This window comes from Flavobacterium limi, from assembly GCF_010645075.1.
Taxonomy (GTDB): domain Bacteria; phylum Bacteroidota; class Bacteroidia; order Flavobacteriales; family Flavobacteriaceae; genus Flavobacterium; species Flavobacterium limi.
In genome coordinates this window covers 185,980-205,147 of the sequence record NZ_JAADZV010000002.1, presented here as the reverse complement: position 1 = coordinate 205,147, position 19,168 = coordinate 185,980, and the positions used below count along the sequence as shown (strand labels likewise).

General features: G+C 32.5%; 18 protein-coding genes. 17 read left to right on the top strand and 1 reads right to left on the bottom strand.

Annotation, left to right across the window (positions count from 1 at the left end):
* Window positions 1-67 precede the first annotated feature (67 nt).
* The 17 genes from GXM16_RS05550 to GXM16_RS05470 all read left to right on the top strand — a co-directional run bounded on the left by GXM16_RS05550 (window position 68) and on the right by GXM16_RS05470 (window position 18,053).
* Window positions 68-1,501, top strand: coding sequence for an MFS transporter (locus tag GXM16_RS05550; RefSeq protein WP_163393412.1), 1,434 nt, complete (start codon window positions 68-70; stop codon window positions 1,499-1,501).
* A 28-nt stretch (window positions 1,502-1,529) separates the two neighbouring features.
* Window positions 1,530-2,555 (top strand): glycoside hydrolase family 43 protein, encoded by a 1,026-nt coding sequence (locus GXM16_RS05545; protein ID WP_163393411.1) that lies wholly within the window; start codon window positions 1,530-1,532, stop codon window positions 2,553-2,555.
* Window positions 2,556-2,770: 215 nt separating this feature from the next.
* Complete coding sequence (locus GXM16_RS05540) at window positions 2,771-3,778, top strand: GntR family transcriptional regulator (protein ID WP_163393410.1); 1,008 nt, start codon at window positions 2,771-2,773, stop codon at window positions 3,776-3,778.
* A 4-nt stretch (window positions 3,779-3,782) separates the two neighbouring features.
* Complete coding sequence (locus tag GXM16_RS05535; protein ID WP_163393409.1) at window positions 3,783-5,264, top strand: xylulokinase; 1,482 nt, start codon at window positions 3,783-3,785, stop codon at window positions 5,262-5,264.
* A 10-nt stretch (window positions 5,265-5,274) separates the two neighbouring features.
* Window positions 5,275-6,600, top strand: a complete 1,326-nt coding sequence (gene xylA, locus GXM16_RS05530) for a xylose isomerase (protein ID WP_163393408.1) — start codon at window positions 5,275-5,277, stop codon at window positions 6,598-6,600.
* Between the two features lie 328 nt (window positions 6,601-6,928).
* On the top strand, window positions 6,929-7,585 hold the full coding sequence (fsa, locus tag GXM16_RS05525) for a fructose-6-phosphate aldolase (protein ID WP_163393407.1): 657 nt from the start codon (window positions 6,929-6,931) through the stop codon (window positions 7,583-7,585).
* Window positions 7,586-7,718: 133 nt separating this feature from the next.
* The gene (locus GXM16_RS05520) at window positions 7,719-9,347 is read left to right on the top strand and encodes a GH35 family beta-galactosidase (RefSeq protein ID WP_163393406.1); all 1,629 of its coding nucleotides are present in this window, start codon (window positions 7,719-7,721) and stop codon (window positions 9,345-9,347) included.
* A 124-nt stretch (window positions 9,348-9,471) separates the two neighbouring features.
* Window positions 9,472-10,218 (top strand): HesA/MoeB/ThiF family protein, encoded by a 747-nt coding sequence (locus tag GXM16_RS05515; protein WP_163393405.1) that lies wholly within the window; start codon window positions 9,472-9,474, stop codon window positions 10,216-10,218.
* Between the two features lie 263 nt (window positions 10,219-10,481).
* Window positions 10,482-10,790: an NHLP leader peptide family RiPP precursor gene (locus tag GXM16_RS05510; RefSeq protein WP_163393404.1), complete on the top strand. Its 309-nt coding sequence runs from the start codon at window positions 10,482-10,484 to the stop codon at window positions 10,788-10,790.
* A gap of 78 nt (window positions 10,791-10,868) precedes the next feature.
* Window positions 10,869-12,878: an adenylate/guanylate cyclase domain-containing protein gene (locus GXM16_RS05505; protein WP_163393403.1), complete on the top strand. Its 2,010-nt coding sequence runs from the start codon at window positions 10,869-10,871 to the stop codon at window positions 12,876-12,878.
* 77 nt (window positions 12,879-12,955) lie between these two features.
* Entirely contained in the window at window positions 12,956-13,288 is a 333-nt protein-coding gene (locus tag GXM16_RS05500) for an NHLP leader peptide family RiPP precursor (protein WP_163393402.1), read from the top strand.
* A 95-nt stretch (window positions 13,289-13,383) separates the two neighbouring features.
* The gene (locus GXM16_RS05495) at window positions 13,384-13,728 is read left to right on the top strand and encodes an NHLP leader peptide family RiPP precursor (protein ID WP_163393401.1); all 345 of its coding nucleotides are present in this window, start codon (window positions 13,384-13,386) and stop codon (window positions 13,726-13,728) included.
* A 27-nt stretch (window positions 13,729-13,755) separates the two neighbouring features.
* Window positions 13,756-14,118: an NHLP leader peptide family RiPP precursor gene (locus GXM16_RS05490; protein ID WP_163393400.1), complete on the top strand. Its 363-nt coding sequence runs from the start codon at window positions 13,756-13,758 to the stop codon at window positions 14,116-14,118.
* Window positions 14,119-14,156: 38 nt separating this feature from the next.
* Complete coding sequence (locus GXM16_RS05485; RefSeq protein ID WP_163393399.1) at window positions 14,157-14,495, top strand: NHLP leader peptide family RiPP precursor; 339 nt, start codon at window positions 14,157-14,159, stop codon at window positions 14,493-14,495.
* 39 nt (window positions 14,496-14,534) lie between these two features.
* A complete protein-coding gene (locus GXM16_RS05480) occupies window positions 14,535-14,888 on the top strand; it encodes a class IIb bacteriocin, lactobin A/cerein 7B family (protein ID WP_163393398.1) in 354 nt (117 codons plus the stop codon).
* 376 nt (window positions 14,889-15,264) lie between these two features.
* Window positions 15,265-16,812, top strand: coding sequence for a type 2 lanthipeptide synthetase LanM (locus tag GXM16_RS05475; protein WP_163393397.1), 1,548 nt, complete (start codon window positions 15,265-15,267; stop codon window positions 16,810-16,812).
* 62 nt (window positions 16,813-16,874) lie between these two features.
* Complete coding sequence (locus GXM16_RS05470; RefSeq protein WP_163393396.1) at window positions 16,875-18,053, top strand: glycosyltransferase family protein; 1,179 nt, start codon at window positions 16,875-16,877, stop codon at window positions 18,051-18,053.
* 39 nt (window positions 18,054-18,092) lie between these two features.
* Here the strand turns inward: GXM16_RS05470 and GXM16_RS05465 are convergent, their stop codons facing one another.
* A complete protein-coding gene (locus tag GXM16_RS05465) occupies window positions 18,093-18,860 on the bottom strand; it encodes a response regulator transcription factor (RefSeq protein ID WP_229684247.1) in 768 nt (255 codons plus the stop codon).
* Window positions 18,861-19,168 lie beyond the last annotated feature (308 nt).

Below are 19,168 nucleotides of genomic sequence, written 5' to 3'. Positions count from 1 at the left end.
TTTATTATTACTTTAGCGCCAAATTAAAAGCTTAACTAAACTAACCAATAACCACACAATTAAAATAATGAATCTATCATCACAAAAATTAACTATTAAAGAAAAAATAGGATATAGTCTTGGTGATTTGGCTGCCAATTTAGTTTTTCAGACACTAATGACTTATCTGGCATACTTTTATACAGACATATACGGATTATCCCCAACACACTCTTCCATAATAATGCTGGTTGTAGGCTTAATTGCAGCTTTTATTTTTAATCCTGTTATTGGGGCATTTGCAGACAGAACAAATACAAAATGGGGCAAATTTCGTCCCTGGATTTTATGGACATCAATTCCTTTGGGGGTTATTGCACTTTTAGCTTTCACAACACCTGATTTTTCGTATCAGGGAAAAGTACTTTATGCAATTCTGACTTATTCATTTCTGCTCTTATTTTATGCGGCAAATAATCTGCCTTATTCGGCCTTAAGCGGTGTTATCACGGGGGATATGTCAGAGAGAAACAGCATGTCGTCATACCGGTTTGTGGCTGTGATGTTTGCTCAGTTTTTTGTTCAGGTTTTTATGCTTGGTATCATTAAAAGTGCAGGAAATGGTGATAAAGCAATTGGCATCGAAAAAGTAATGACTGCATTAGCAATAATTGGAACTATTATGCTGCTAATTACTTTCGTAACTACTAAAGAGCGAATCGTACCAAAACCGGAACAAAAATCAAGTGTAAAGGAAGATTTGGTTGATTTAGGAAAAAATAAGCCATGGGTCATTATGCTTTCTCTTACATTATTGGTTTTTATTACACTGGCAATTAAAGGCAGTTCTTATGTATATTATTTTGAGAATTACGTAAATAAACAAGAATTGGCGACATTTATTCAGCCCATTTTAGATTTTCTTTCCGTGATTGGACTGAATACTTTTGGGAATGATCCTATTTCGGCAGGATTTGGATTGTTTAATGCCGGCGGAATTATTTTTATGATAGTCGGAATTACATTATCAAAAAGATTCGCTGACAAACACGGGAAAAGAAATGTATTTGGGTTGTTTTTATTTATTTCCACCTTATTTGTTATTGCTTTTTATTTCTTTTCTCCAACTTCAGTTGGTCTGATGTTTTTTTCTCAGATTTTTCACGGTTTTTTCTACGGAATTACAATTCCATTGCTTTGGGCAATGATAGCAGATGTAGCAGATTATTCTGAGTGGAAAAACAACCGTCGTGCAACTGCGATTATATTTTCAGCAATGATGGTGGGATTAAAAGCCGGATTGAGTATTGGCGGTGCATTGACAACATCACTTCTGGGGTACTTTGAGTATATTCCAAATTCAGCACAACAAACAGATATTGCCATTAACGGTATTAAATTATTAGTAAGCATTTTTCCTGCAATACCTTTTTTAATTGGAGTAGGATTACTGCTTTTCTATGAAATTGATAAGAAAATGGAAGTACAGATCGAGGCAGATCTAAAAGAAAGAAGAGCCTAAATTATTATTAAAACAAAAAAAAGAGACTATGCCTGAGGATAGCATTGAACACATTAATTTTGAAACAATTAGCAAAATTGCCATATCGCAACCACTAGTTAAACACATGTATACAGCCGATCCTTCAGCACATGTATTTAACGGAAAAATTTATATTTATCCATCGCACGATATTGATGCCGGGATTCCTTTCAATGATAACGGAGATCATTTTGGAATGGAGGATTATCATGTTTTTTCAATGGAAAATATAAAATCAGAAGTAAAAGATCATGGTACTGTTCTACACGTGAAGGATGTTCCGTGGGCAGAGAAACAAATGTGGGCTCCTGACGCTGCCTGCAAAAATGGTAAATATTACTTGTATTTTCCTGCGAAACGTGCTGACGGAATTTTTCAGATAGGAGTTGCCATCAGCGATTCGCCAACTGGACCTTTTATTCCGGAACCTGAAGCAATTAAAGGAAGTTATTCAATTGATCCTGCAGTTTTTGAAGATGAAGACGGAAAATTTTATCTTTATTTTGGAGGTATTTGGGGAGGTCAGCTTCAGAAATACAGAAATAATAATTTTTCTGATGAAAACGAAGAGCCTAATAAAAATGAACCTGCATTAGGGCCAATAGTAGGCTTGTTGACCGATGACATGAAGCAATTTGATGAGTCTCCAAAAGAAATTCAAATTCTTGATAAAAACGGAGAAGTTTTGCTTGCTGGAAATAATGAACAGCGTTTTTTTGAAGGTCCATGGGTACATAAATATAATGGCAAATATTATTTCTCCTATTCTACAGGTGATACACATTTCATTTGTTATGCAATAGGTGATAGTCCTTATGGACCTTTTACATATCAGGGAAAGATTTTAAATCCTGTTATTGGCTGGACTTCCCATCATTCTATTTGTGAAGTAGAAGGAAAATGGTATCTTTTTTATCATGATTCCAGCCTTTCAAAAGGTGTTACTCATCTGAGATCAATGAAAGTAACTGAAATTACTTACAATGAGGATGGTTCGATAAATACTATTGACCCTTATGGCAATGAAAAATAAATTTCTGTTTATTGAAAAATTAAATAGAAATGAGGAATTACCAAGCCATTTGATTTCTGAAAGAGAAATTAAATTGAATCTGCAGATACAAATTAACAGATAAGCTTTTGAGAAAAAGCAAAACCTTTAACTAGTAACAAATTTTATTTAAAATTGTTTTTTTATAATAATACAAATATATATTTTAGCAGACCAGAACAGAACGGAACAGTATAATGGGCGAAGAACAGGAAAAGTTTGTATTTGTAATAAATCACGATAGTGATATTCCAAAATATCAGCAATTGGTTAATGGAATAAATAATGCTATCGCAGAGAATATTTTACAGAAAGGAGATTTACTTCCGTCTGTAAATGCAATCTGCAAAGAAAATCAGTTGTCGAGAGATACTGTTTTTAAGGCATATTCAATATTGAAGGAGCAGAAAATAATTGATTCTGTTCCGAATAAAGGATATTATGTTTCAGGAGAAACCAGAAAAGTACTTTTGGTATTAGATACTTTCAAAGCATACAAGGAGGTTTTATATCATTCATTTGTGAATAATTTGCCGGAAAATATTATCACTGATGTACAATTTCATCATTATAATATTGATGTTTTTAAAACAATAATTAATAACAGCGTTGGAAAGTATTATAAATATGTGGTAATGAATTTTGATGATAAAGAGGTGTCATCAACTTTATCCGCCATTTCGAATGATAAATTGCTTTTGATTGACTGGAATATACATTCAAAAAACGAAAATAATTATGTTTTTCAGGATTTCGGAAAAGCATTTTACAACTCATTGAAGGATGCAGTTGATTTATTCAAAAAATATAGAAGCATTCATTTTGTTTACCCTGATTACACGAATCATCCAAAAGAAACACTGGATAATTTTAGGAAATTTTGTGAAGATTTTAATTTTAAAAATGAAATTATCACAGATCCAAAAAAGTTTGATATTCAAAAAGGAATTGCTTATATAAGTATTAGTGACCGGATTTTAGGGCATTTTTTGGAACAATGTAAAGAGAAAGATCTGGAGCCGGGCCAGGATGTTGGTTTTTTGTCATATAATGAAACGCCAATGAAAAAATTTATATACAAAGGAATTTCGGTTATTTCAACTGACTTTAAGGAATTAGGAACAAAAGCGGCTGCATTTATTACACACGATGAAGTAGTTCAGTGTTATGTACCCACAAGTTTAATATTAAGAGAATCATTATAAAATTATGTATTATATAGGATATGATATTGGAAGCTCTTCGGTCAAGGTTGCCCTGGTTGAAGCAGCAACAGGCAAAAAAGTAATTGTACTAAACGAGCCGCAAAATGAAATGGAAATCTTGTCACTGCAGTCTGACTGGGCAGAGCAGGATCCGGAAATGTGGTGGCAGTACATTTGTACAGCAACAAAAAGAGCGATTAAAGAAGCTAATGTTGACGCTTCAAAAATTCAGGGTATTGGTATTTCATATCAAATGCACGGATTGGTTATAGTGGATAAAGACGGTAAATCACTGCGTAACTCGATTATCTGGTGCGACAGCCGTGCAGTTGAAATTGGCAATAAAGCTTACGCTGAAATCGGAGCTGATAAATGTGCAGAACATTTATTGAATTCGCCGGGGAATTTCACAGCTTCAAAGTTAAAATGGGTTAAAGAAAATGAACCTGAAGTTTACAGTAAAATTGCTAAGTACATGCTTCCGGGTGACTACATCGCTTTGAAATTAACAGGTGAAGTAACGACAACGAAAAATGGTTTGTCTGAAGGAATGCTTTGGGATTATAAAGAAAATAAGGTAGCAGACTGGCTTTTGGATTATTACGGAGTAGATTCATCACTGACGCCAAATATTGTAGAAAATTTTACAAATCAGGGAATAGTTACTGATAAAGGAGCACAGGAATCAGGACTTCCTACCGGAATTCCGATTGTTTACAGAGCGGGAGATCAGCCAAATAATGCGTTGTCATTAAATGTTCTGCGTCCGGGAGAAGTGGCGGCAACCGGAGGTACATCAGGTGTATTTTATGCTGTTACTGAAACCAATTCGGGTAAAAGCACACGTGTAAACAACTTCGTTCATGTAAATTATTCGGAATCAAATCCAAGAGTGGGAAAACTGCTAAATATAAACGGAGCCGGTATTCAATACAGATGGATGCGTAACAACATAGGCAGTGAGTCGTATGAAGAAATGAATGAAAAAGCTTCTCAGGTAAATGTGGGGTCACAAGGATTAGTGGTTATTCCGTTTGGGAATGGTGCAGAAAGAATGTTCAACAATAAAAATATTGGATCTCATATTTTGAATCTGAATTTTAATATCCATACAAACGCACATTTATACAGAGCATCTCTGGAGGCGATTGCTTTTTCGTTTGTATACGGAATGGAGTGTTTGAAAGATGATAATGCGAAAATTAATGTGATCAGAGCAGGGAATGATAATTTATTCCGTTCAGAAATTTTCTCCAATACTGTAGCAACATTAATTGGTCACGAAATTGAAATTTACAATACAACGGGAGCAGTAGGAGCAGCCAGAGCTGTTGGTTTGACGAATGGCGACTTTGAAAAATTTGGTTCAGGAATTACAACCAATGATCATGTAATGACCTTTTTGCCTTTAAAAAACAAAGAAGAGTATGAGAAGGCCTATCAAAACTGGAAAAAAGAATTAGAAATAATATTAACAAATAAATAAAAAAAATAAAATGATAACTTTAGGAAATAAAGAATACTACAAAGGTATTGGCCAAATTAAATTTGAGGGAAAAGAATCTGATAACCCTTTGGCATTTAAATATTATAACCCTGATCAGGTTGTGGCAGGAAAAACAATGCGTGAGCATTTTAGATTTGCGATTGCTTACTGGCATACATTCTGCGGGCAGGGAAGTGATCCATTCGGACCTGGAACGCAAAATTTTGAATGGGACCAGTCTTCAGATCCATATCAGGCTGCAAAAGATAAAGCAGATGCAGCTTTTGAATTTATCAGTAAAATGGGATTCGATTATTTCTGTTTCCACGATTACGATTTAATTGCTGAAGGCGCAACTTTTGCTGAATCAGAAAAACGTTTAGCATTCATTACAGAATACTTAAAAGAGAAAAAAGCGGCATCAGGTATTAAATTGCTTTGGGGAACTTCAAACTGTTTCTCTAATCCAAGATTTATGAACGGTGCAGCGACAAATCCTGATTTTAATGTTGTGGCAAGAGCCGGAGGACAAGTAAAATTAGCTTTGGATGCTACAATCGCTTTGAATGGTGAGAACTACGTATTTTGGGGAGGTAGAGAAGGTTATATGTCTTTGCTAAACACAGATATGGGAAGAGAATTAGATCACATGGCACAATTCTTAACAATGTCCAGAGATTATGCAAGGGCCCAAGGATTCAAAGGAACTTTCTTCATTGAGCCAAAACCAATGGAACCATCTAAACACCAATACGATTTTGACTCTGCAACAGCAATTGGTTTCTTAAAAGAGTATGGTTTAGATAAAGATTTCAAAATCAATATTGAGGTAAATCACGCAACATTGGCTCAGCACACTTTTCAGCATGAAATTGAAGTTGCTGCAAAAGCAGGAATGTTAGGAAGTATAGATGCTAACAGAGGTGACTACCAAAACGGCTGGGATACAGATCAGTTCCCTAATAACATCCAGGAAACTACTGAAGCTATGCTGGTATTCTTAAAAGCTGGCGGATTACAAGGCGGAGGTGTGAATTTTGATGCTAAAATCAGAAGAAATTCTACTGATTTAGAAGATGTTTTCTTAGCGCATATTGGCGGTGCTGATACTTTTGCAAGAGCATTACTGACAGCAGACAAAATCATTACTTCTTCTCCTTACGAGAAATTAAGAAAAGAAAGATACAGTTCATTTGATTCAGGAAAAGGTAAAGATTTCGCTGAAGGAAAATTGAATCTTAAAGATTTATACGATATCGCAAACCAAAATGGTGAGCTGACACTTCAAAGCGGTAAACAGGAATTATTTGAAAATATCATCAATCAGTATATTTAATCTGCTGAAAAGAAAAAATAATTTTCGGTTTCATAAAGCCGAGCAATCATGATTGTTTTGTATTTTTTATTTCTGGCAAATATTTAGGTTAGTGCATTTGCCAGAAAAAATTCGGTGAATTATTTTAGTAATTTTGGCCGTTGAATGTTGAGGATTCAACGGCCATATCATTTTTTTCTTCAAAAAGAACAGTCATCCGGCTGTTAGCAAGGTGAATTTTCTTCACCAATTTTCATTTTTAATTGCGCATATTTATTACTCGTTTCAAATCATTTTTGAATCGGAATCACAATACTATTAAGAAAATAAAAATTTAAACCACAAACGAATGAAATTTTTTATAGACACAGCAAATTTAGAAGATATTAAAGAAGCTCAGGCAATGGGAGTTTTAGATGGAGTTACTACAAATCCATCATTGATGGCCAAAGAAGGCATTACAGGAAAAGATAATATTTTGAAGCATTATCTTGATATTTGTAATATTGTAGATGGGGATGTTTCTGCTGAAGTTATTTCCACAGACTATGAAGGAATGGTTAGGGAAGGAGAGGAACTGGCGGCTTTACATAAACAGATTGTTGTAAAATTACCTATGATTGGTGATGGGGTGAAAGCCTGTAAATATTTTTCTTCAAAAGGAATCAGAACAAATGTGACTTTGGTATTCTCAGCCGGCCAGGCCTTGTTAGCAGCAAAAGCAGGAGCTACTTATGTATCACCATTCTTAGGTAGATTAGATGATGTTTCTACAGACGGTATGCATCTAATTGAAGAAATAAGAACTATTTATGATAATTATAATTATCAAACACAGATTCTTTCTGCCTCTGTAAGACATACCATGCATATTGTAAATTGTGCCAAAATTGGATCAGATGTTATGACAGGGCCTTTATCTGCAATTAAAGGTTTATTGAAACATCCATTGACAGATATTGGTTTAAAACAATTTGTTGAGGATGCCAAAAAAATGAATCTGTAAATAAAATTTTCATTGTAATGAGTCCGTATTAAAGTTTCAATTTCACGTAGCTTTGATATGGATTTGTTATTTTTAAGCCTTTGTTTTCAGGTGAATTTTAAAAAAAATGACTCTTAACATTAAAAAATACGTTATGTCGAATTTTAAAAAATACGGATTTATTTTATTAGCTTCATTGTCACTTCAGTTTGGATCTGGTCAGTATAAAATGCCGCATCTTGAGAAGACAGGAAATAAAACCCAGTTAATTGTAAACGAGAAACCATATATTATTAGGGGAGGTGAATTAGGAAATTCTTCAGCAACAAGCATGGAAAGCATGGAGCTGATTTGGTCAAAGCTTACTGACATGAATCTGAATACCGTGTTGACTCCTGTATATTGGGAACTCATAGAACCTCAGGAAGGCAAATTTGATTTTTCATTGGTTGATGATTTAATTATAAGAGCCAGAAAAGAAAATTTGAAACTGGTATTTCTTTGGTTTGGATCATGGAAAAACAGTATGTCAAGTCATGCTCCTGCATGGATAAAATTAAATCAGAAGGAATATCCGAGGGTTAAGGACGACAAAAATAAAAGCCATGAAATTCTGACTCCTTTCAGTGAAAATAATTTAGAAGCCGATTTAAAAGCTTTTCAAAAATTAATTAGCCATATTAAAGATTTTGATCAAAAAGAGCAGACGGTAATTATGGTTCAGGTTGAAAATGAAATCGGAATGTTGCCAACAGCAAGAGATTATTCATCATTAGCAAATGAAGCTTTTAATAAGCAGGTTCCTGATGAATTATTAAAATACATGCAAAAAAACAAAGAAAAACTTGTACCTGAGTTTTTGGAAGTCTGGAAAAAAAATGGTTTTAAAATTTCAGGAAACTGGGAACAGATTTTTGGCAAAGGATTACAAACCGATGAGATTTTCATGGCCTGGTTTTTTGCAAAATTTACCAATAGAATAGCGAAAGCCGGCAAAGAAAAGTATGCAATTCCATTATTTGTGAATGCAGCCTTAAACGCTCCTGAAAAAAAACCGGGGGAATACCCAAGTGCCGGTCCATTACCACATTTAATGGATATCTGGAAAGCTGCCGGTACTTCAATCGATTTTCTTTCTCCAGACTTTTATAATCCTTTATTTAAGCATTGGAATGATTTATTTATCCGTCAGGGAGATCCTTTGTTTATTCCCGAACACCGTTTTGATTCGACCGCACCTTTTAAAGGATTATATGCAATTGGACATTATGAGGCAATTGGTTTTTCGCCTTTCTCAATTGAATCAGTTGCAGAAGCTAAAAAAGAACCTTTAGGGAAAATATATGATCTGATTCAGCAATTAACTCCAACAATTGAAGCAAACAAAGGCTTTAGAAAGATTGAAGGAGTTTTAGTTGATAAAGCAAATCCAACACAAATCATTCAATTAGGCAATTATGAATTTACTTTTAAGCATGATTATACCTTAAATTGGTCGGCGGGAGCTAAAGATGAAATCTGGCCAATGGCAAGTGCGATCATTATAGCAATTGCTACTGATGAATTTTACATTGCCGGATCTGGAATTGTGGTCACTTTTAAAACTTTAAAAAATACATCTCTTAATGCAGGAATTCTAAAAACAGACCAGGGAAGGTTTGAAAATGAAGTTTGGAAAACTATCCGGCATTTTAACGGAGATCAGACACATCAGGGAAGACATATTCGTATTGCTGTTGGAGATTTTGAAATTCAGAAACTTAGGTTATACACCTATGAGTAATCTGATTCCGATTTTAACATAAAACGAAATATTAAATTGAATTTATAACTTATTAACATTTAATTATTTAACGTTTGTTCATTTACCTAAAGCTGTATTTTTAATTATTTTCGTAAGAAAATATATGAAAAACAGATACGATCGGAATAGACTTTATATAATTAAAGAGGAACAGAAAACAATAAAAAATACCTCTATACTATTAGCAGGAGCCGGTATTGGCAGCGTCATTGCAGAATGTTTACTAAGATTAGGTTTTGAAACCTTAACTATAATTGATGGGGATGCCGTAGAACTCTCCAACATAAACAGGCAGAATTATACTGAAAAAGATATAGCAACATATAAAGCAGAAGCTCTTAAGAAAAGATTACTTTTAATTAATAGTGAAGCAAAAATTACTATTCATAATTGTTTTTTAACGCCTGATAATGTTGAACAGTATATTGAAGGCCATAAAATTGCGATCAATGCACTGGACTTCACCTCAAATGTTCCGTTATTGTTTGATTCTTTATGCCAAAAGAAAGATATACCAATCCTGCACCCATACAATTTAGGCTGGGCAGCTCTGGTATTAGTAATTTCAAAAAAAAAGGGTTTAGATATTTTAGAAAAACCAAAGAAATCATTCAATGAACTGAATGTGGTGGATTACGTTTCAAGTTATATGAGATATTCCGGAAATCCACAGGAATGGCTTGAAGAAATAGTTGATCAATATAAAAAAGAGAATACAAAACTTCCTCCTCCACAGTTATCAATTGCATCCTGGCAGGCGGCAGCTGTCTGCACTTCAATTGCTTTTGATATTGCAACCGATAAACCTGTAAAAACATTTCCGGAATTTTATTTTACTACGATCAGGTAATTCTCCATAAACCACACTTTTAATACTTCACACATATTTTTCGATTTCATAAAAGCTGTACCGGTATTTTTATTCGGTACAGCTTTTTTATTTAAAAAATAATCAGGTCAATATTATATAAAAAAAGTAATTATAAAAGACTACAAAAAAAGGTAATAAACAGGCTTGCTGGTCTTTTGTCAGTCTATTTGGCAATTCTATATTATTTAATGCTGATAATTTTACAAGAGTAAAACAACAAGTTTAATCTAAAAACAAAAAAAATGGAATTAATTAATGATCAGAAAATTTTGGAATCCATTGTTATAAAAGCCTGGGAAGACCCTGTTTTTAAGAACAATTTAATAGCCAGCCCAATTCAGACTTTAGAAAGTTTTTTGGGAAAACCAGTTCATCTTCCTGAAGGAAAAACTATCACTGTAACAGATCAGTCAAATACATCTGTCATCTTTATCAATATTCCTGCGAATCCAAATGTAATTTTCGAAGACGTAGAATTATCCGAAGAGCAATTAGACATTATTTCAGGAGGTGGAGGAGAAGGACAAACCCCACCGATTATTGTTAAATAGCAGGACTTTAAGATTATGAAATGCAAACGTATATGCTCATTTTGAACATATACGTTTTGAATTTAAAAGCACCATTCAATGAAAAAAATTGCACACCTATATTTGATGTTTTTTCTTTTTCTGACTTATGGAATAAGTATAAAAGTATATGCGCAAACAAACGCGTCGCATAAACGCATTGTACCACACACTCCAGAAAATAAAAAAACAGCTGATAGTTTGTTAAAAATTGGAGTTAAACATCAGGATGCAGGGAAGTTTTTAGATGCAATGGTCTTGTTCGAAAAATGTCTGAACATATATCAAAAATTAGGAAATCAAAAAGGAACCGGAGACAGCTTTAATAAAATTGCTACTACCTATTATTATCAGGGAGATTATTTAAAAGCCCTTTCTTACTACATAAAATGCAAAGAAACATATGAAAAAATTAATTTCAAAAAAGGGATTTCTTCTGCATTAAATAATATGGGGGCTGTTTATTATTATTTAGGAAATTACCCAAAAGCATTAGAGTTTTACAATCAGGCAATTAAAATTCAAAAAAAAATAGGAGATAAAAAAATAATCGCAGCAACAACTCAAAATATTGGGGGTATATATATTGATATTAAAGATTATACTAACGCCATGATTTATTCCCAAAAAGCCAATGTCATTTATAAAGAATTAAAAGACTCAACAGGTATTTCTCATAATTTAAATGGTACAGGGAAAATTTTTATGATGCAAAAGCATTATTCTAAGGCTTACGATTATTTTAGTCAGGCTTTGGCAATTGCAGAGAAAATAAATGATGAACAAAAAAAGATTGAAGTACTTTATAATCTGGGGGAGCTGTTTCATATTCAGGGTGATCTTCCTAAGTCTTTGAAATATTATAATAATTGCTTAAAAGCATCAGAAAAAATCAATAGCCAGCAATATACCGGAATTTCACAAGTTGCTATTGGTACCATATTGAATCAATTAGGCGAAAATTATAAAGCCATTGAAAAATGTAAAACCGGATTTGAAATTGCAGAAAACTTAGGATCTATATCGGTAAAAAAAGAAGCTTGCAAATGTCTTTATGAAGCTTATAAATCTTCCGGAAATGCTAAATATGCCCTTAGTTTTTATGAAAAATCTAATGCCTATGACGATAGTCTTCAATCAGAAGAAACATCTAATAAAATATTAAATATGGAGTTTCAGAAAGCTCTTTTGATGGATAGTATTGCCTATGTTACGAAAGAACATGCTATTGAACTTAGACATAAGGAAGAAGTTCAGAAGAAAGAGAAGCAAAGAAATTTTATTATTATTTCTCTGGGTTTTATCATATTGATAGCAATTGCTTTATGGAACAGGCTAAACTATGTTCGAAAATCAAGAGAGGCATTAAAAATTGAGAAAGACCGTTCAGAAAAACTTTTACTAAATATCCTGCCCGAAGAAATAGCTGAAGAATTAAAAGAAAAAGGCTTTGTCAATGCCCGGGATTTTAATTTGGTTTCAATTCTTTTCACTGATTTTAAATCCTTTACACAAACTGCAGAAAAAATGTCTCCACAAGATCTTGTAGAAGAAATAAATGTTTGTTTTAAGGCATTTGATTTAATTTCTGACAAATACCGCATTGAAAAAATTAAAACCATAGGCGATTCTTATATGGCTGCCGGCGGAATACCAAACCCGGATCAGGAATCGCTAAAAAATATTGTTTTGGCAGGATTGGAAATGCAGGAATTTATGATAGACAGAAAAATTCAAAATACAGTTATACAGAAACCTTCTTTTGAAATGCGTCTGGGGATACATGCCGGGCCAATTGTCGCGGGTATCGTTGGGGTAAAAAAGTTTCAATATGATGTGTGGGGAGATACAGTAAATACTGCCAGCAGGGTAGAAAGTAACGGAATGGCCGGAAAAGTGAATATAAGTGAGTCTCTATACAACCTAATTAAACACGAGAAATGTTTCCAATTTGAATACCGCGGTAACATTTATGCCAAAGGCAAAGGAGAAATGAAAATGTATTTTGTTTCCAGAAATAGCATTACAGTCGATAAAAAGTCGTTTTTTATCGATGAAATACGTATTTAGGTATTTTTTGTCAGTTTATTTGGCATTTTTATAATGTAGTATACTTCTAATTTTACATTATACAAAAGGACAAAATCATGGAACAGAATAAAGAAGAAGAGGTTTTAAGATTAGTAATCTCCAAAGCTTGGGAGGATGTTAATTTTAGAAAAAATCTGGTTTCAGATCCTGTAAAGGCAATAGAAAATCTAACAGGCGCTAAGATTGTTTTACCTGAAGGAAAAACACTTATAGTTAATGACCAGACAGATAAATCTAAGGTTTACGTAAATATTCCGAGTGAACCAAATATTGAAGACATTGAACTTACAGAAGACCAATTAGAGATAATTGCGGGAGGTGGACAAACTGTATGGCCGGATTTGGTTAACAGCTTATTTCCTGCCTTAAAAAATTACATCGTAATATAACAGAGGTTTTTGAATAACAATGATTTGATTCAATCGCCTTTATTGCATACAGATTACAAAAGATTACTATTAATCCACTTAAAAAATTTATTATCATGGAAATTACTCAAGAACAAAAATTGTACGCAGAAATTGTACAAAAAGCATGGGAAGATGCTGATTTTAAAAAAGAGTTAGTTGCAAATCCTGTAGCTGCAATTGAAAAATTTACAGGAAAAAAACTGAATTTGCCGGCAGGTAAAACGTTTGTTGTAAGAGACCAGTCAGATGAATCTGCTGTTTATATCAATATTCCTGCACCAAAGTCAGTAGATACACAATTAAACGATTCACAACTTGAAGCTGTTGCCGGAGGTATTATAGGTCCTGGAGGCTGTATTCCATTACCAGGTCCGTGGTTACCAACACCAACTTTTCCAAAAGATATATTTCTATACTAAAAGATATTAACCTTAATCCTTTACATCATGGAATTTACAGAAGAACAAAAACTGTTTACAGAAATTGTACAAAAAGCATGGGAAGATGCTGATTTTAAAAGAGAATTAGTAGTAAACCCAGTAGCCACAATAGAAAAACTTATTGGTAAAAAACTGAATTTACCAGAAGGAAAAACATTAGTGGTAAGAGATCAGACAGATGAGTCTGCTATTTATATCAATATTCCTGTTGCTGCAAGTCATTCAACTGACAAGCAGTTAAGTGAAGAACAATTAGAAGCAGTAGCCGGAGGGTTACAGACCATTGCAATCTGGCCTCCAATTTCGGTAGTTCCAAAATGGCCACCTATCATTTGCTTTCCTCCAGGACCAGAACCAGAAAAATTCTAAACTCATATTTATTATTAACAAATCAAAATTATAAGATTATGGAAATTACACAAGAACAAAAATTGAACTCTCAGGTTATACAAAAAGCATGGGAAGATCCACAATTCATGAGTGAGCTAATAGCTAACCCGGTAGCAACAATTGAAAAATTGACAGGACATAAAATCAGTTTGCCAGAAGGTCAAAAACTGGTTGTGATTGACCAATCAGATGATTCTACGGTTTATTTTAATGTTCCAAGAAAAGTAGACTTTAATAGTTTAGAATTAACACCTGAACAGTTGGAGTTAGTGGCAGGTGGAATTACACCAACATTTGTAGCTTTAGGTTATGGAATTATGGCTGGAGTAGCAATCTATGCAGCAACCCATCAATAATAAATAAAAGAATCATATAAACTTTTAAAATTTAAAAAAATGGAATATACTATTGAACAACAAAAAAAGGGTGCTGAGTTACTTCAAACTTTGGTACAAAAAGCATGGGAAAGTTCAACTTTCAAAGAGCAATTAGTAAATAATCCAGTGGCTGCAATTGAACAAGTTACAGGAAAAGCTATAAAAGACCTTGGTGATAAAAAAATAATTGTTGAAGACCAAACTGATGAGTCAGTGATTTATATTAACATTCCGGCAAAAATTAGTCTGAGTGAATTGGAACTAACTGAAGAGCAATTAGAACAAATTGCGGGTGGTATTACTCCTGCTGCCTATGTAGCTGGTGCAGCTATCGGACTTGGAGTATGCTGGTTAGTTGACAGATACATGTAAGATACTAGAAAAGTTATCTTTAAAATTTTCAAACAGTCATTTCAAAAAAGTGGCTGTTTGATAGTTTTTACCAAATAGATATTTACAATCTTAATTACGCAATCATGAACAAAAATCATTTCAGATTTCCAGCAATAATCATTGCAGTTATTCTTGGCGTTATATTATTCAAGCATTTTAATTTTAATACACTGAAATTCAAGAATCCCTGGCTTGATGTTTTATATGCTGTGACTTTTATAATTGTACTATTTTTTTTATTAAGAAAAAAAAGTAATAATAATGTAAATTAATTGATACTATAAACACATTTATTCTGATAACTGTTTTCTACACGTGGCATATGGCTGAATTACATCTAAAAAATACATAATTTATGAATGATCAAACTGTACGATTAGTCAAAAATGAATTTTTGGCTATACCATTTGCTGAGATAATCCTCCCTTATACTGAGAACTTCTTAAATGCCCTCAAAAAAGATCATATTCCAGTCAACTTAATTAATAAATTACATCTGATACTTTTGGATGACCTAAGCATAGCCGCTGAAGTGACACTACAGGAAGAATTAGAACTTTTTATAAATAACGGACATAGTATTTATGAGGATTTTGTTGTATTAACTTCCATTTTATTACCAAAAAAATACCCTGTACTGGATAAAATTTTAAAAACATCAGTAAAAAACTTTATAATACATATACAAAATATATTCTCAAATTTTTCTAAAGATTTTGAGATTCTTACAAAGGTTTTTTCTCTGCATAATGATAAGAGCATTACGATAAATGATATAGATACAAGTCTTGGTGATGGACATAAAGGGGAAAGTACTGTTTTAGTTACATTGTCAGACGGAACAAGACTGATATACAAACCCCGAAATATTGATGCCGGGCATTCATATAATTTATTTATAGACTGGGTAAATGACAAGTTAAATACGAATCTGAAAACCTTAAAATGTGTATGTTTTGAAAAATACGGATGGTTAGAGTTTGTTGCTCATAAAGCTGTTAATCAGGAAAAAGAAACAGAGGAATATTATTATAAAGCCGGAATACTTCTGGCAGTTGCCTTTTTGTTAGGCAGTAAGGATTATCATTATGAAAATATTATTGCAGCAGGAAAAGATCCAGTAATAATAGACCATGAAACTATTATTCAGCCAATTTTGTCAGATCAGTCCATACGCACCTGGGATGAACAGCATAAAATTCCATTTTATTCAGTGCTGGAAAGTATGCTGATTGTGAATAAGGACACTGGGGTTCCTTTAGAATATGCAGGATATGGTATCAATGGAAATAAAGAAATAATGGACATTGAGAGTAAAGTATCAAATCCTAATACAATTGATTCTAAAAGAGTTACTCAGTTTGTCTTTAGAAAAGTGATAAAGCAAAATATACCACTATATAAAGATACTCACGTATTTGCTAATAGTTATGAATCTCATTTTATAAAAGGTTTTACAAATGCTTATGAAATGTTTATGAATTCTAAAGAGGAATTAACATCTACAGTTTCTCCAATACATTTTTTTGAACACCAAAAAATACGCTATGTGTGGCGGCCTACTTTTATATATTTCAAAATTTTAAAATATATGCGCAAGGCATGTTTTATGTCTGACTTTGAAGAATACAGGTCGAAACTGCTTGAACTAATGTCAAAAGCGTATCAAAAAGAAAATTTTAAAGATTACAGGCTTATTCTGGAGAGTGAAATGAAACAAATGCTCAATGGCGACATCCCTTTTTTTAGTCTAAATAGTCTTGATCTTCATTTGGAAGAAGATAGTTCATTCAAAATTTTCAAGTATGACTGTTTAGAAAATATTAGACACAGAATAAAATTATTGTCAGAAAATCATAAAATCGAACAAATCGAACTGATCAAAAAATGGCTAACCATGTAGAAATTTTTAATATTTCTATAATTTATTTATAAAATTTAATCCTGTTTTTATTATCAAAACTTATGAATATTTTAACTATACCTTATATTACGGGAGGACTTTCTCACTTAATTCCTTTGTATGTTTTACAACAAAAGTATTTAAGAAGCAATACAGATATCAATAATCAGTTTTTGGTTAATAGTAATTCACAAAATTTTCTCCTCCTTCAGGGAATAAAATGTGTACCGGTTAATTATGCTTTTGATGAAAATCTTTGGATTTCTAATGATTATTCAAAATTAAAACAGCGTATAATAGAAATGGAACATGAGGCTTACAAAATAGTTAAGCCATCATTAATCATAGAGGACACCGCTTTTTTTACGCCTTTAATTGCCGAAAAGAATCATTTGCCGCGAATTTCCATACAGCGTACCGGAAATTTCAGATCAATTGATAAACGTTTCAGAAATCCTAAACATGTACATTCTTTGCAAAAAGGAGGCAACATTGATAAGTCAGAAAGTTTTTCTGCGTATACTTCCTCAACTATTAAGGATACTAATCAAGATTTATCTTTTTTGCAGCAATACTCAAAACCCAAAGCTAAAATTATCCCAGGAATACCTACAATTGAGTGCTTACCTGAAAACATAGAAAATAAGGAATCTTATTTTTATTCAGGTCCTCTCGTTGTGATGGACAGACCATCAAAAAATTTATCTGATAAATTAGAGTCATTTTTAAGCTTTAATAAAAACAAACCCATTGTTTTTATTACTACAGGAACAATAGACAAAACACCTATAGAAAAATATACAGAGTTCTTTGTTAAGCGCAACTATGCTGTTATAACGACTACTAACTGCAAAATAAACGAAACTTACAGTCAGGAAATTTTTTATAATAAATTACTTCCGCTGCATTATATATGTAGTATCTCAAGTTTAGTGATTCATCAATGTGGCTCAGGAATGTACCATTATCCCATTATGAACAGAGTACCTTCTATCACAATAGGGACACAATGTTACGACCGCGAAGACATCGCTCTAAGGCTTGAGGAACTTGGTGTCTCAGGTCATATTCCACATCCAGATGATCATTCTGAGTATTGGAATATTTTTATTGATATGGTAGATAGATTCGAAAAAAACACATTAATAAATTATGAAAAAATGGATAAACTTAGAACTGAAATAAATGAAACTATGGCAAACTTTAAAATAGAAAATGTTATCCAATATGCATTAGCATAAATATTAAATTTATAATGATATAGCCATAAAACGTTGTTTTTAAATTAGTTTATTATTAGTAGCATAAACAATTGCTTCTGAAATATTTGTTACTTCTAATTTCTCAAATAATTTTCTTCTGTGAAATTTTACTGTATCTGGTGAAACAAATATTTCATTTGCTATTTCATTTATAGTAAACCCTCTGGTTGAAAGCTGCAAAATCTCTTTTTCTCTTTTTGATAAAGATGTTTTTTCAGCATCTTCCCAAAAGCCCTTATTTAGATTGTAGTTATACACTTTATTCACGCCGTTTTTGTAGATTTTAACGTTACCGGATCTTCGTTCAGATGATAAGGAAATAATACATATCGCTTTCCATATTTTCCCGGTATCAGTTAAAAAAACGGGGGTAAGCTTTTGGTTTATTAAAATAACTTTTCCCTCTTTATTTTTTAAATGAAAATCATAAGTTATGGTATATTGTGTTCTTTCAGTAATGGGTAGTTTTTCGTAAAAATCAAAACCGGCAGAATTAATTTTCAGTAATAATTCTAAGTCGGCTTCCGGAACATGTTTGAAATAAAATGCATACCCCATTTCCAATACCTCTTCAGCTGTATTACCACATAAAAACAACGGATTATCAGAAACAAATTCAAACCCCTGTTTTACGTAATCAATAACATAAATACTGGTATAAGTAGCTCTGGAAAAAGCTTTAATGGGTTCTAAATATTCTAATCTTTTGAGTTTTTCTTCGTCTGTTAGCCCATGTATTGTATTTCTCGAATCAAAAAATGAATTTAAATCTGCTGCATTCATCATATCTTGTTTTACTCAAATTTAATTGTTTTTTATTATGTATGAAAATAATTACATATCTGAAATGGATTTTTGTCAAATGAAAAATATATGAGATGGTTGTTTGAAAAAAAAATATGATTTTAACTGATTTACAGATAATTAAATCTTAAAAAAAAATCATGTAAATTTTTATAAATCCAGGTTGTAAAACGGTTTCGTTAAAATTTCTTCAATGAAGGCAACAAAATTAAATCTGGTTAAGTTTTATTTTATAGAAAAGACATCTTTTAGCCTGAACATCACCGGAATCCTACACAAAAGTGTAGTTT